This is a genomic window from Brevundimonas terrae (genome assembly GCF_011761985.1).
Lineage (GTDB): Bacteria > Pseudomonadota > Alphaproteobacteria > Caulobacterales > Caulobacteraceae > Brevundimonas > Brevundimonas terrae.
The window spans coordinates 122316-135343 of sequence record NZ_JAASQT010000004.1 but is presented as its reverse complement, the minus strand read 5'-3'; the positions used below and the strand labels follow the sequence as shown (position 1 = coordinate 135343).

12 protein-coding genes are annotated in these 13028 nt (G+C 60.7%); 8 read left to right on the top strand and 4 right to left on the bottom strand.

What is annotated here, in order from left to right; genetic code table 11:
* Window positions 1-79: 79 nt before the first annotated feature.
* On the top strand, window positions 80-649 hold the full coding sequence (locus FHS64_RS10910; protein ID WP_167178242.1) for an RcnB family protein: 570 nt from the start codon (window positions 80-82) through the stop codon (window positions 647-649).
* A 147-nt stretch (window positions 650-796) separates the two neighbouring features.
* A complete protein-coding gene (locus FHS64_RS14285) occupies window positions 797-1861 on the top strand; it encodes an RcnB family protein (RefSeq protein ID WP_243862942.1) in 1065 nt (354 codons plus the stop codon).
* Window positions 1862-2003: 142 nt separating this feature from the next.
* Here the strand turns inward: FHS64_RS14285 and gatB are convergent, their stop codons facing one another.
* From gatB to gatC, 3 genes are read right to left on the bottom strand one after another with little or no spacing between them, the layout of a single operon-like run.
* Window positions 2004-3497 carry an Asp-tRNA(Asn)/Glu-tRNA(Gln) amidotransferase subunit GatB gene (gene gatB / locus FHS64_RS10900; RefSeq protein WP_167178241.1) on the bottom strand — a complete coding sequence of 498 codons (1494 nt, stop codon included), beginning with the start codon at window positions 3495-3497 and terminating at the stop codon, window positions 2004-2006.
* A 2-nt stretch (window positions 3498-3499) separates the two neighbouring features.
* Window positions 3500-4978, bottom strand: coding sequence for an Asp-tRNA(Asn)/Glu-tRNA(Gln) amidotransferase subunit GatA (gatA, locus tag FHS64_RS10895; protein WP_167178240.1), 1479 nt, complete (start codon window positions 4976-4978; stop codon window positions 3500-3502).
* A 3-nt stretch (window positions 4979-4981) separates the two neighbouring features.
* Entirely contained in the window at window positions 4982-5269 is a 288-nt protein-coding gene (gatC, locus tag FHS64_RS10890) for an Asp-tRNA(Asn)/Glu-tRNA(Gln) amidotransferase subunit GatC (RefSeq protein WP_167178239.1), read from the bottom strand.
* A 120-nt stretch (window positions 5270-5389) separates the two neighbouring features.
* On the opposite strand from gatC, the gene ruvX reads away from it, so the two are divergent.
* The 5 genes from ruvX to dprA all read left to right on the top strand — a co-directional run bounded on the left by ruvX (window position 5390) and on the right by dprA (window position 9984).
* Window positions 5390-5869 (top strand): Holliday junction resolvase RuvX, encoded by a 480-nt coding sequence (ruvX, locus tag FHS64_RS10885; RefSeq protein ID WP_167178238.1) that lies wholly within the window; start codon window positions 5390-5392, stop codon window positions 5867-5869.
* 91 nt (window positions 5870-5960) lie between these two features.
* Window positions 5961-6941, top strand: coding sequence for an aspartate carbamoyltransferase catalytic subunit (locus FHS64_RS10880; protein WP_167178237.1), 981 nt, complete (start codon window positions 5961-5963; stop codon window positions 6939-6941).
* Window positions 6941-8233, top strand: coding sequence for a dihydroorotase (gene pyrC, locus FHS64_RS10875; protein WP_167178236.1), 1293 nt, complete (start codon window positions 6941-6943; stop codon window positions 8231-8233). Before FHS64_RS10880 ends, pyrC begins: the two co-directional genes overlap by 1 nt.
* A 12-nt stretch (window positions 8234-8245) precedes the next feature.
* Window positions 8246-8899, top strand: coding sequence for a glycerol-3-phosphate 1-O-acyltransferase PlsY (plsY, locus tag FHS64_RS10870; protein WP_167178235.1), 654 nt, complete (start codon window positions 8246-8248; stop codon window positions 8897-8899).
* The gene (gene dprA, locus FHS64_RS10865) at window positions 8896-9984 is read left to right on the top strand and encodes a DNA-processing protein DprA (protein ID WP_167178234.1); all 1089 of its coding nucleotides are present in this window, start codon (window positions 8896-8898) and stop codon (window positions 9982-9984) included. Before plsY ends, dprA begins: the two co-directional genes overlap by 4 nt.
* A gap of 23 nt (window positions 9985-10007) precedes the next feature.
* On the opposite strand, the gene FHS64_RS10860 is transcribed toward dprA, so the two are convergent.
* The gene (locus tag FHS64_RS10860; protein WP_167178233.1) at window positions 10008-10202 is read right to left on the bottom strand and encodes a hypothetical protein; all 195 of its coding nucleotides are present in this window, start codon (window positions 10200-10202) and stop codon (window positions 10008-10010) included.
* 155 nt (window positions 10203-10357) lie between these two features.
* On the opposite strand from FHS64_RS10860, the gene topA reads away from it, so the two are divergent.
* Complete coding sequence (gene topA, locus FHS64_RS10855; RefSeq protein ID WP_167178232.1) at window positions 10358-13003, top strand: type I DNA topoisomerase; 2646 nt, start codon at window positions 10358-10360, stop codon at window positions 13001-13003.
* The last annotated feature ends 25 nt before the right edge of the window (window positions 13004-13028 follow it).

Here is a 13028-nt window from a genome sequence, read left to right as displayed (position 1 = left end):
CTGAAAAATCGGTTCAGATTCGGTTCAGATGCCCCGACGCATGTTCGACCTCGACAGGGCCAGACACATGGAGTCGACGATGAAAACCAGCACCAGAACCGCCATAGCCATTCTGGCACTGGCCACAACTGCGGCCCCCATGATTGCCCAGGCGCAGGACCGCCACCATGATCGACGTGATCGTGGCGAGCGACATGAACGCTATGATCGCAATGACCGGTACGAACGCGATCGCCGCGACCATCGTGGTCCCCAACGCGAGTGGCGCTCGGACTATCGCCCTGCCCCGCACCATGTCCGCCCGCGCCATGATGACAGGCGCTATTCCGGTCCGGCGCGCTGGAACCGCAATGACCGCAACTGGTGGCGCGATCATCGTGACTTCCGTGACTATCGCGGTAATCGTGCGGGATATTGGTATGCCCCGGGATATGGCTATTACCGCGTAGATTCCCGTTATCATGATTATCGCTGGCGCTCGGGTTCGTATTTGCCCGCCAGCTACCGCAACTATTATGTACGCGATCCCGATTTCTACGGTTTGCGTCCGGCTCCATACGGATACCGCTATGTTCACGCAGGTAATGACATTGTCATGATCGCATTGGCCACCGGCCTGATCAGCAGCGTTCTGAGCGGCGTCTATTAAAGTTCAAGATTCAGTCTGAAACTGGCCCCGCAGGCTTGCTTGCGGGGCTTTTCTTTACCCTGACAAAGGCTGCACCCGCTGTTCAGACCGGGTTCATGGAATGACGCCGATACTCGTAATATAGTGATTTTGGGTAAGGACCCGAAAATGAAACGTTCTCTTTTGATGTTCACGGCTATCGCAGCATTCGTTGTTCCGGCTGTGACCCCGATGGCTGTTCTTGCGCAGGATCGCGCAGAAACACGTCAGGATGGACCGCGTCGTGAACGCGGCGGCGACCGCGCGTCACGCGGGCCCGAAAGCCGTCGCATCGAAAGCGCACCTTCCCGACAACAGACGGAGCGGCCACAACGTGGACCGCGACCGGAACGTCCTGACGGCAACCCGCGCCCTGACAGGCCGAGTGCCTCCACACGTCCTGATCGACCGAACCGGCCCCAACGTCCGGATGGCGAACGTCCTAACAGGCCTGAAGCCGGACGGCCTGACCGTCCCGATGGAAACCGGCCCAACCGTCCAGACAGTAACAGGCCCGATGCGGGCCGTCCGGATCGTCCAAACAGACCGGATTACAACCGTCCTCAACGTCCTGACCACAACCGCCCGAACAGGCCTGAGGCCGGTCGCCCTGACTGGAACAACCGTCCCAACAGACCCGATAGCGGGCGTCCAGATCGTCCCGACCGACCAGACTGGAACAGACCGGATCGACCGAACAGGCCGGATCATAACCGTCCGGACTGGAACCGCCCGAACCGCCCCGATGCAGGACGTCCTGACAGGCCGAGCCATTCCACACGACCGGATTATCGCCCGAACAGACCGAACTGGAACGGAGATCGGGACTATCGCGACTTCCACAACCGCTGGAACCGTGACCAGTGGCGTCGTGATTGGGACCGCCGCCACCACAGTGACTGGTGGCGTCATGATAACCGCTTCCGTGGCTGGTCCGGTGTAAGGCTCGGTTTCTATTTCGCGCCCGGCTATGGCTATTACAACGTCCCGCGCACCTACTGGAACCGCCAATGGTCGGCGGGGCAGTACCTGCCCGAAGTCTTCTGGCGCTATCAGGTATCCGATTATCGTACCTACGGCCTCGGCTATCCGCCTCCGGGCACACGCTGGGTTTATGTCGATAACTCGATCTATCTGATCGACGAATACGATGGCTATATCGTCGAGGTTATCCGCGACGCGTGGCGCTGGTAGCAGCCTCGAAACTGCATAAAGAAAGCCCCTGAAGCTTATAACTTCAGGGGCTTTTTTAGTATCATATGTCGCTCAAGCAGCGAGCGACCGCGTCGCGAGCGTTAGCGACTGCCGGGGGTTTGGGGGCCGCAGCCCCCAAGTATTAAAGCCCCAGCTTTGCTTTAAGGATGTGGTTCACCGCAGCAGGGTTAGCCTTGCCGCCAGTGGCCTTCATCACCTGACCGACGAACCAGCCGATCGCTTGCGGCTTCTCGGCAACGGCAGCAGCCTTGTCGGGATTGGCGGCGATCAGGTCATCGACAGCCTTCTCGATGGCACCGGTATCCGTAACCTGCTTCAGGCCGTGCTTTTCAACGACTTCGGACGGAGAGCCTTCGCCCTTCCAAACGTAGTCGAACACTTCCTTGGCAATCTTGGACGAGATCACGCCGGTTTCGATCAGTTCAACCAGTTCGGCCACATGGGCAGCCGGCAACGGATTGTCGCTGAAGTCACGGTTGTCTGCTGCCAGACGCGCCGAAATCTCGTTCGTCACCCAGTTCGACACCAGCTTGGCATCGCGGCCTTTGGCGGCGGCTTCGAAATAGTCGGCCTTGGCCTGTTCCGAGATCAGGACAATGGCGTCGTATTGCGACAGACCATACTGGTCCATCAGGCGACGGCGCTTGTCATCCGGCAGTTCCGGCAGGCTGGCCTTGAGGCCATCCACCCAAGTTTGTTCCAGAACCAGCGGCAGCAGGTCCGGATCGGGGAAGTAGCGATAATCCTGCGCTTCTTCCTTCGAACGCATGGAGCGGGTTTCGCCCTTGGTCGGGTCGTACAGGCGGGTTTCCTGATCGACCTTACCGCCGTCTTCTACGATCTCGATCTGGCGACGCGCTTCGTAGTTGATGGCCTGCGAGATGAAGCGGAACGAGTTGACGTTCTTGATCTCGCAACGGGTGCCGAGGAAGCCGAAATCACCGGTTTCCATGAACTTGTCATAGTTGCCGACCGGGCAAACCGAGACGTTCACGTCCGCACGCAGATTGCCTTTCTCCATGTCACCGTCGCAGGTGCCAAGGTACATCAGGATGGTGCGGATCTTCTTCACATAGGCCACAGCCTGTTCCGGCGAGCGGATGTGAGGACGCGACACGATTTCCATGAGGGCAGTGCCCGCACGGTTCAGATCGACATAGGAATCCGTCGGCGACAGGTCGTGGATCAGCTTGCCCGCGTCTTGCTCAAGGTGCAGGCGCTCGATGCCGACATTGAAGAAGGTGCCGTCTTCGGCCTCTACTTCTACGACGCCCTCACCCACGATCGGGTGATAGAGCTGGCTGATCTGATAGCCGGTCGGAAGGTCCGGATAAAAGTAGTTCTTGCGGTCGAACTGCGACTTCAGATTGATCTGGGCGCGAAGACCCAGACCCGATTTCACAGCCTGCTCGACGCAGAACCTGTTCAGGGTCGGCAGCATGCCGGGGAAACCGGCATCCACCAACGAGACCTGCTCGTTCGGGCCAGCGCCGAAGCCGACAGCCGCGCCCGAGAACAATTTGGAATTCGACGCGACCTGCGCGTGGATTTCCAGACCCATGACGATTTCCCAATCGCCCGTACGGCCCTTAAGAATAGTTGCGTTCGCGCTCATGCTCACCACCACTTGGCCGGTTTGGAAACGAAACCGGCAGCGTCTTCGATCGCGCCTGCGACCTTGAAGACGGTATCTTCATCCAGTGCCTTGCCGATGATCTGCAGACCCAGCGGCAGCCCCTTCGAGTCCAGACCCGCCGGAACCGAAATGCCCGGAAGACCGGCCAGATTGGTCGTGACGGTGAAGACGTCGTTCAGATACATGGTCAGCGGATCGATCTGCTTGTCGCCCAGCTTGAACGCAGCCGACGGGGTCGACGGCGTCAGGATGGCGTCAACCTTGCCCCACACATTGTCGAAGTCCTCGGCAATGCGACGACGCACCTTCAGGGCGCGAACGTAATAGGCGTCATAGAAGCCAGCCGACAGCACATAGGCACCGATGGTCAGGCGGCGCTGAACTTCCTTGCCAAAGCCCTCTGCGCGCGATGCGGCGTACAGGTCGTCTAGCGAGGTGAATTCTTCGGCGCGGTGACCGAAACGCATGCCATCATAACGGGCGAGGTTCGACGAAGCCTCTGCCGGAGCCACGATATAATAGGTCGGCAGGGCATATTTGGTGTGCGGCAGGCTGATCTGGACGATCTCGCAGCCAGCGGCTTTCAGCCACTCGACGCCCTGCTCCCACAGCTTCTTGATCTCTTCGGGCATACCGTCGATCAGGTATTCCGCCGGAACGCCGATGCGCAGACCCTTGACCGACTGGCCAACCGAAGCGGCCCAATCCGGAGTCGGAACGTCGAGGCTGGTGGAATCCTTGGTGTCGAACGAGCACATGGATTTCAGCAGGATGGCCGAGTCTTTCACCGTCTTGGTGATCGGTCCTGCCTGATCCAGCGACGAGGCAAACGCGACCATACCGAAGCGGCTGGCGCGGCCATAGGTCGGCTTGATGCCCACGGTGCCGGTAAAGGCTGCCGGTTGGCGGATCGAGCCACCGGTATCCGAAGCAGTCGCAGCAAGGCACAGGTTTGCAGCCACAGCCGAAGCCGAGCCGCCCGACGAGCCGCCCGGCGTCAGTTGCGCATCATCGCCCTGAGCTTTCCACGGGTTCACAACTGGACCAAAGGCCGAGGTCTCGTTGGCCGAGCCCATGGCGAACTCGTCCATGTTCAGCTTGCCCAGCATGACCGCACCGTCGCGCCACAGATTGGCGGTGACGGTCGATTCATACGGCGGCACAAAGCCGCGCAGCATGTTGGAACCGGCTGTCGTCTGCACACCCTCGGTGCAGAACAGGTCCTTGATGCCTAGCGGCGCGCCCTCAAGGTCACCGCCCTCGCCCTTGGCGAGCTTGGCGTCAGATGCGCGGGCTTGTGCCAGTGCCTTTTCGCCCGTCACTTCGACATAGGCGTTCAGCGTCGGGTTGGCGCTCGCAATCTCGCCAAGGAAGGCTTGGGTCAGCTCTTCCGACGAGAAGGTCTTGGCTTTCAGGCCGTCAACGGCATCGGCCAGCGTCAGTTTGGTCAGGTCGCTCATTATTTACTCCACGACCTTCGGTACGACGAAGAAGCCGTCTGCGGCCTTGGGTGCGTTGGACAGGACATCGGCAACCTTGTCGCCGTCGGTCACAACGTCGTCACGCAGGCGCAGGGTCTGGGCCACGTTCGAGGTCATCGGCTCGACACCGTCTACGTCCACCTCGTTCAGCTGCTCGATCCAGTTCAGGATACCGTTCAGCTCCTGGGCCAGCGGCTCCAGGCGTTCCTCGGGGGTTTTGATACGGGCGAGGTGGGCAACCCGCCTCACCGTCGCGGCGTCGATAGCCATGAAAGTCTCCGAAATATCCGGCGGCACAACGATAGGGAGTCGTCGCGCCTACAATAAAGAAGTGGGTTACCGCTCTGCCGCGCCTTCGACAAGCGGTTCCCTATGTAATATGGGGTGTTTGTGCCTGTATTTGACCTAAAAGACCTGCCCGCCGCCTGCCCTCCGAACACCTCGTGGATCGGACTGGACCTTGGCGAGAAAACCATCGGCGTCGCCGTTTCCGACGCCAGTCGCATGATTGCCAGCCCGCTCCAGCTGATCCGCAAGACAAAGTTCACGCAGGAAGCCGAGGCGCTGTTCAAGCTTATGGACGGGCGCAATGTCTCGGCTCTGGTGATCGGCCTGCCGCTGAACATGGACGGCACCGAGGGGCCGCGCGCCCAGTCGTGCCGCGCCTTTGCCCGTAATCTGGAACGCATCCGCCCCGTCAATATCGCCTTTCAGGACGAACGCCTGTCCACCGCGGGTGTAGAGCGTTTCCTGATCGAGGAACTGGACCTGAACCGCAAACGCCGCGCCGAGGTTGTGGACCGCACAGCCGCGTCTTGGATTTTGCAGGGCGCGCTGGATCAGCTGCGTATCAGCAGCGGCCAAATCTGAGACAATCGGAAACCTGATGTGACGCTATCTAACGATGTGATGGCGTCACACTATTCCCTCAAGCGCCGGACACGCCTATAGCGGCTTCTCGATGACCCAAGCCGCACATGTCACCGAAATCATTCAGGAGCGGCTCACCCCGTTCCCCAAAGCCCACTTCCTTGCTGCTGCGGATTTAAATCCGCCCGCCGCCATGGCTTTGCTCGATCTGGCCGACGCTTTCGTCGACTTTAACCGCCAGTCCGCCAAAGGCATCGACCTGATGCGCGGACAGACGGTCGTAAACCTGTTCTTCGAGAACTCGACCCGCACCAGTTCCTCTTTCGAGATCGCCGCCAAGCGACTGGGCGCAGATGTTGTGACCATGCCGGTTGCCTCGTCTTCGGTGAAGAAGGGCGAGACCCTGATCGACACCGCCGTGACTCTGAACGCCATGAAGCCGGAGATTCTTGTGGTGCGCCACTCGGCCTCGGGCGCGGTGGACCTGCTGTCGCAGAAGGTCGGGTGCGCCGTTGTGAACGCCGGTGACGGCCGCCATGAACACCCCACACAGGCCTTACTGGACCTGCTGACCCTGCGTCGCAGTTTTGGCGATGTCGGCGGCCTGACGGTCGCGATCTGTGGGGACGTGACCCACAGCCGCGTAGCGCGCTCCAACATCGCCCTGTTGCAGATGATGGGTGCCAATGTTCGCTTGGTCGGCCCCACCACCCTGATCCCGAGCGTGGCCCGGCGCTGGAATGTCGAAATCTTCCATGACATGAAGGAAGGCCTGCAAGGCGTTGATGTTGTTATGATGTTACGCCTGCAAATGGAACGAATGGCAGGGGCGCTCATTCCGTCCACGCGCGAGTATTTCCGTTTCTGGGGTCTGGACCGTGAAAAGTTGGCCTATGCCAAGCCCACAGCCAAGGTCATGCACCCCGGCCCGATGAACCGAGGCGTTGAAATCGATTCCGACGTTGCCGACGACCTGTCTGTTTCGCTTATTCAGGATCAGGTTGAGATGGGCGTGGCCGCCCGCATGGCTGTACTGGCCGCCCTCGCCCACCGCCGCGCGGGAGACGAATAATGACCATTACCGCTATCCTCAATGCCCGCCTGATTGATCCTGCCAGTGACTATGATGGCGCTGGTGGCGTCATCATCGAGAACGGTCGCATCAAAGAGGTCATGCACGGCTCGGCCCAGTCGGCTCCAGCTGGCGCGACTGTCATTAATGCCCAAGGGCGCATCCTTGCCCCCGGGCTGATCGACATCCGCGTGAAGACCGGCGAGCCGGGCAACGAGCCCAAAGAAACTCTGAAATCGGCCAGCCTGTCTGCGGCTGCGGGTGGCGTGACCACCATCGTCATCCAGCCCGACACCGATCCGGCTATCGATGATCCCGCCACCATCGACCACATCCGTCGTCGTGGTGCCGCGCTGGGACTGGTGCATGTCCACGCTGCCGGTGCTGCCACCCAAGGCCGTGAAGGTGAGCGCATGGCCGAAATCGGCCTGATGGACGAAGCCGGTGCGCTTTATTTCACCGACGTAGACCATGTGATCCGCAACAGCCGCACCCTGCAACGGGTGATGAGCTACGCAGCCTCGTTCAACGCCCTGATTTCTTGCCGTCCTGTCGAGCCGTGGTTGTCGGAAGGCACGGTCGCGACGGCGGGCGAACTGGCCACGCGTCTTGGCCTGTCGGGCCAGCCCGCTCTGGCCGAGCGTATTCAGTTGGAGCGCGATCTGGCTCTGGTCGAACAAACCGGCGCACGTTTCCTTGTCGACCAGATTTCAACCGAAGGCGCTCTGGAGGTCCTGACCCGCGCTCGTACACGCGGCTTGGATGTTGCGGCATCGGTGTCGATCAACCACCTGTGCTTTAACGAGATCGATATCGGCGATTATCGCACCTTCTATCGTCTTGATCCGCCTCTTCGCACCGAAGGTGACCGTCAGGCTATGATCGAAGGCATTCGTGACGGCCTGATCGACGTGATTACTTCGGCGCATTGTCCCGAACCGGCGGAAAACAAGCGCCGTCCGTTCGCTGAGGCTGAACCCGGCGCTGTGGGGTTGGAAACCCTTCTTGCCGCCGCCGTCACCAATCTGCACCACGATAACGGGATCGACCTGATCGACGTGCTGCGCCCGATGACGCAAAATCCGGCCAACTTGCTGGGCCTCGACAGCGGTGTGATTGCCCAAGGTGCCCCCGCCGACCTGATCCTGTTCGATGCGGGTGCGCCCATCGTTGTGGACGCGGCCAAGCTGAAGTCCAAGTCCAAGAACTCGCCGTTTGACGGCCGCCGTTTGCAAGGCAAGGTCTTGCTCACCATCGTCGACGGTCGCATCGTCTACGATCAGCGCGCATAGGAGCGAATCAAAGTGCAGGATTTGGCGGCCCCCGCCCTCGTAACTCTCGGTCTGGTCACGATCGCGGGCTATCTGCTCGGCTCCATACCTTTTGGTGTGTTGCTGACCCGTGCCTTTGGTGCGGGTGATGTCCGCAAGATCGGCTCTGGAAACATCGGCGCCACCAATGTGCTGCGTACCGGCCGTAAAGATCTGGCCATCGCGACCCTGTTGCTGGACGCTGGCAAGGGCGCTGTGGCTCTGCTTCTGGCCCGCTACATTACCGGCAGCGAAGTGGCTGCGGCTCTAGCCGGTGGTGCGGCCTTCCTTGGCCACCTCTATCCGGTGTGGCTTAAATTCAAGGGCGGCAAGGGGGTCGCAACCTTCTTTGGCCTGATGCTGGCCGCGCACTGGCCTCTGGGGCTGGTGGCCGCGCTGATTTGGCTGGTCTGCGCCTTTGCCTTCCGTATTTCGTCTCTGTCGGCCCTTATTGCGTCTGCGGTAACCCCACTGATTGGCATTACCTCGGTGGCATCTATGGGCTTTCCTATCGCCAAGCCGATCTATCTTCTGGCGATCTTTGCCGCTGTCCTGATCTGGTTCCGGCACCATGAGAACATTGGGCGCCTCATCAAGGGACAAGAGCCCAAGATCGGCGGCAAGAAGGCCGGAGACGTCAAAGCATGACGGCCCTGCCGGAGGCCGAGCGTTTTGCCCGCCTCCGGCTGGCGCGGACCGATAAAATCGGTCCCGTCACCTTTTCCCAGCTTTTGCAGCGTTTCGGCAGTGCGATCACCGCCATCGACGCCCTGCCCGATCTGGTCCGCCGCAGCGGTCGTGCGACCTATAATCTGCCCGATACCCGCACCATAGAAGCCGAGCTTGAAGCCGGACACGCCTATGGTGCCACGCTTCTGGTTCGTGGCGATGCCCACTATCCCCTGCGGCTTTCACATATTGACCCACCGCCGCCCGTTTTGTGGGTGAAGGGCCGTAAAGACCTGCTGCATGGTGAAACGATTGCCATTGTCGGCGCTCGGATTGCTTCTGCTGGCGGGCTACGCATTGCCCGCGATCTGGCCCGCGAACTGGGTCAGGCAGGACATGTCGTCGTTTCCGGCCTTGCGCGCGGGATTGATACCGCCGCCCATTCTGGCGCGCAGGAAACAGGCACTGTCGCCGTTCTGGGGGGCGGCATCGACGACATCTATCCGCCCGAAAATGCCGAACTACATGCCAAAATCGGCGAGACCGGCTGTCTGGTATCGGAAAGCCCGATGGGAATGCGGGCTCAGGCGCGCGATTTTCCACGTCGTAACCGCATATTGTCAGGGCTGTCACGCGGTGTGATCGTGGTCGAGGCCGAACTGAAATCCGGCTCGCTGATTACCGCACGCATCGCCGCCGAACAGAATCGCGACGTGTTTGCGGTGCCCGGATCGCCGCTTGATCCCCGCACACGCGGCACCAATGACCTGTTACGTCAGGGGGCCATCCTTTGCGAAAGTGCCGAGGACGTACAGCGGGCCTTTACGACGCTTCGCTCATTGTTCGAGCCACACGCCGTACCGGATTTTGAACCTGTCATGGCCGAGCCAGCGCATGATGTGATCGAGAAAATCGCACGCCTGTTATCGCCCGTCCCCACGGCGACGGATGAATTGTCGCGTCATCTGAACCTGCCCGCCGCCACGGTTGCCGCCGCCCTGCTGGAGCTAAGTCTGACGGATCGGGCCACCCTGCTACCGGGTGGACTGGTTTCCGGCCTGTAGGCGGGTACGGTGTCGCTTTGTGCTCAATGCTTTGCCATTTCCGCCGCCAACTCCAGCAAGCATGCCAGTCGCTCGTCGCCCTGCCCTCGCGCCATTTGCGCCAGTTCGCTGGACATGCTGCCTACATACTCACGGATATGGGTGACACCCTTGGGCAGCGCCTCACAGGCTCTGTCCCGTACTTCGCCCGCTTGAACCTGATTGCGCAAAACCAGCATAGCCACTCCCTCACAGCGCCCAGCTTGACCATATGTAACCCTAGGTTGCATTTCAATGCAACACACACGTTACGGCATGCGTTGTTTTCAAGGCGCATTGACATATCCATCGGTCGCAACCACGTTCGCGCCCCCGTTTCCTCGAATAGAGCGCCATGAATCTCGTCATCGTCGAGAGCCCCGCGAAGGCTAAAACAATCAATAAGTATCTGGGGCCGGACTATAAGGTCCTGGCTTCATACGGGCATATCCGGGACTTGCCGTCCAAGGATGGCTCGGTCCTGCCCGACGATGACTTTGCCATGCAGTGGGAAGTGGACGCCAAGGCCACCAAGCGCCTGTCGGAAATCGCCGAAGAGGCCAAGAAGGCCGACCGCGTTATTCTCGCGACCGACCCCGACCGCGAGGGAGAGGCGATCAGCTGGCACGTTCTGGAAGTCCTGAACAAGAAGAAGGCCCTGAAGGATACGTCGGTCGAGCGCGTGACGTTCAACGCGATCACCAAGTCGGCTGTCCTCGAGGCTATGGCCAATCCGCGCCAACTGGATATGGAACTGGTCGAGGCCTATCTGGCCCGCCGCGCTCTGGACTATCTGGTCGGTTTCAACCTGTCGCCGGTACTGTGGCGCAAGCTGCCTGGTGCCCGCTCGGCGGGTCGCGTTCAATCGGTTGCCCTTCGCATCGTTGTCGATCGCGAAATGGAAATCGAACGCTTCAAGCCGCAGGAATACTGGTCGGTCGAAGCAGACCTGATCGCTGACAGCCCGCCCTTCACCACCCGTCTGGTCAAACACGAAGGCAAGCGCGTCCAACGTCTGGATATTGTGTCCGAGGCCATGGCGACCGCTGCCCGTTATGCGATCGACAGCGGCGACTTCACGATCAAATCGGTCGAGAAGAAACCGGCCAAGCGTTCGCCCTCGCCACCCTTCACCACCTCGACCCTGCAACAGGAAGCCGCTCGTAAACTGGGCTTTACGGCCCAGCGCACTATGCAGGCCGCGCAAAAGCTGTATGAAGGCGTCGATGATACCGGCGGTCTGATCACCTATATGCGTACCGACGGCGTCTATGTGACCCCCGAAGGCATCGCACAGGCCCGCGAAGCCATCGCCGAGCGCTTTGGTCCGGCCTATGTCCCTGCCGAGCCGCGCTATTACAAGGTAAAGGCCAAGAACGCCCAAGAGGCGCACGAAGCCATTCGCCCCACCAATATGATGCGCCATCCTGACAGCGTGCATCTGGATGCTGATCTCAAGCGCCTCTACGAGCTGATCTGGAAGCGTATGATCGCGTCCCAGATGGAATCGGCGCGTATGGACCGCACGACCATCGAGATCGAAACGCCCGACGGCCAGACCGGCCTGCGTGCAACCGGTCAGGTTGTGGTCTTTGACGGCTTTATCGCGGCCTATGAAGAAGGCCGCGACGAACGCCAAAAGGGTGCATCGGACGAGGACGAGGATGAAGGTGGCCGCCTGCCCGCGCTGAAGGAAGGCGCCAAGGCACAGGTCCAAGCCATCCGCACCGACCAGCACTTCACCGAACCGCCCCCGCGTTTCTCGGAAGCCACCCTCGTCAAGAAACTGGAAGAACTGGGTATCGGTCGTCCGTCGACCTATGCCTCGATCCTGACCACCCTGCGCGACCGCGAATATGTCCGCATGGACAAGAACCGCTTCTATCCGGAAGACAAGGGCCGTCTGGTCACTGCCTTCCTCGAACAGTTCTTTGGTAAGTGGGTCGAATACGACTTCACCGCCGCGCTGGAAGACCAGCTGGACGAGGTTTCGGCAGGCGAGCTGGACTGGAAGGCGCTACTGCGATCCTTCTGGAGCGACTTCCACACTGCCACACAGGCTGCGGGCGAACTGCGCACGACCGCCATCCTCGATCACCTGAACGAGGCGTTGGGCGCGCACATCTTCCCTGACAAAGGTGATGGCCGTGATCCGCGTCTGTGCCCCACCTGCAATGAGGGCCAGCTCAGCCTGAAGACCAGCCGCTACGGTGCCTTCATTGGTTGCTCGCGCTATCCGGACTGCAAATATACCCGTCCCGTTGCATCGCCTGACGGTGCAGAGGGCGGCGAAAGCGGTGATCGCGAACTGGGTGTCGATCCGGTAACGGGCAAAACCGTGCAACTGAAGATCGGTCGCTTTGGCCCCTATGTGGAAACCGAAGCCCTCGAAGAAGGTGCCAAGCCGCGTCGCTCATCCCTGCCCAAGGGATGGTCGCCTGCGTCTCTGGATCTGGAACGTGCGCTGAAACTGCTCAGCCTGCCGCGCGTCGTGGGCGAACACCCCGAAGACGGCAAGCCGATCACAGCCGGTCTGGGCCGCTTCGGTCCGTTCGTTGCGCATGATGGCACCTATGCCAATGTCTCGGACATCGAAGAAGTGTTTGACGTTGGCCTGAACCGCGCCGTCGCCCTGCTGGCCGAAAAACGTGCCGGTCGTGCCGCTCGCGGTGCCGCCGCCGCTCCGCTCAAAGAGCTGGGTGCCCACCCCGAGGACGGTGCCGCCGTTCAGGTTATGGCCGGACGCTATGGTCCCTATGTGAAGTGGAACAAGGTCAATGCGACCCTGCCCAAGGGGACCGAGCCGGACGACATGACGCTGGAAGTGGCCCTGCCACTGCTGGCGGCCAAGGCTGGCACTGCTCCCAAGAAGAAGGCCGCGGCCAAGAAACCGGCCGCAAAGAAAGCCGCAACTACAAAGGCGGCAACACCCAAGAAGCCGGCCGCGAAAAAGCCTGCTGCCAAAAAGGCTCCGGCAAAGAAAAAGGCTGAAGAGGCTTAAAGCCCTTTAGAGGTCGCGGGCGTAG

Excerpts from the sequence above, each read along its gene's own strand:
- FHS64_RS10860 (WP_167178233.1), bottom strand. The coding sequence starts at position 10,202 with ATGCTGGTTTTGCGCAATCAGGTTCAAGCGGGCGAAGTACGGGACAGA.
- gatB (WP_167178241.1), bottom strand. The coding sequence starts at position 3,497 with ATGAGCGCGAACGCAACTATTCTTAAGGGCCGTACGGGCGATTGGGAA.
- gatC (WP_167178239.1), bottom strand. The coding sequence starts at position 5,269 with ATGGCTATCGACGCCGCGACGGTGAGGCGGGTTGCCCACCTCGCCCGT.
- topA (WP_167178232.1), top strand. The coding sequence starts at position 10,358 with ATGAATCTCGTCATCGTCGAGAGCCCCGCGAAGGCTAAAACAATCAAT.
- FHS64_RS10880 (WP_167178237.1), top strand. The coding sequence starts at position 5,961 with ATGACCCAAGCCGCACATGTCACCGAAATCATTCAGGAGCGGCTCACC.
- FHS64_RS10910 (WP_167178242.1), top strand. The coding sequence starts at position 80 with ATGAAAACCAGCACCAGAACCGCCATAGCCATTCTGGCACTGGCCACA.
- FHS64_RS14285 (WP_243862942.1), top strand. The coding sequence starts at position 797 with ATGAAACGTTCTCTTTTGATGTTCACGGCTATCGCAGCATTCGTTGTT.
- pyrC (WP_167178236.1), top strand. The coding sequence starts at position 6,941 with ATGACCATTACCGCTATCCTCAATGCCCGCCTGATTGATCCTGCCAGT.
- dprA (WP_167178234.1), top strand. The coding sequence starts at position 8,896 with ATGACGGCCCTGCCGGAGGCCGAGCGTTTTGCCCGCCTCCGGCTGGCG.
- gatA (WP_167178240.1), bottom strand. The coding sequence starts at position 4,978 with ATGAGCGACCTGACCAAACTGACGCTGGCCGATGCCGTTGACGGCCTG.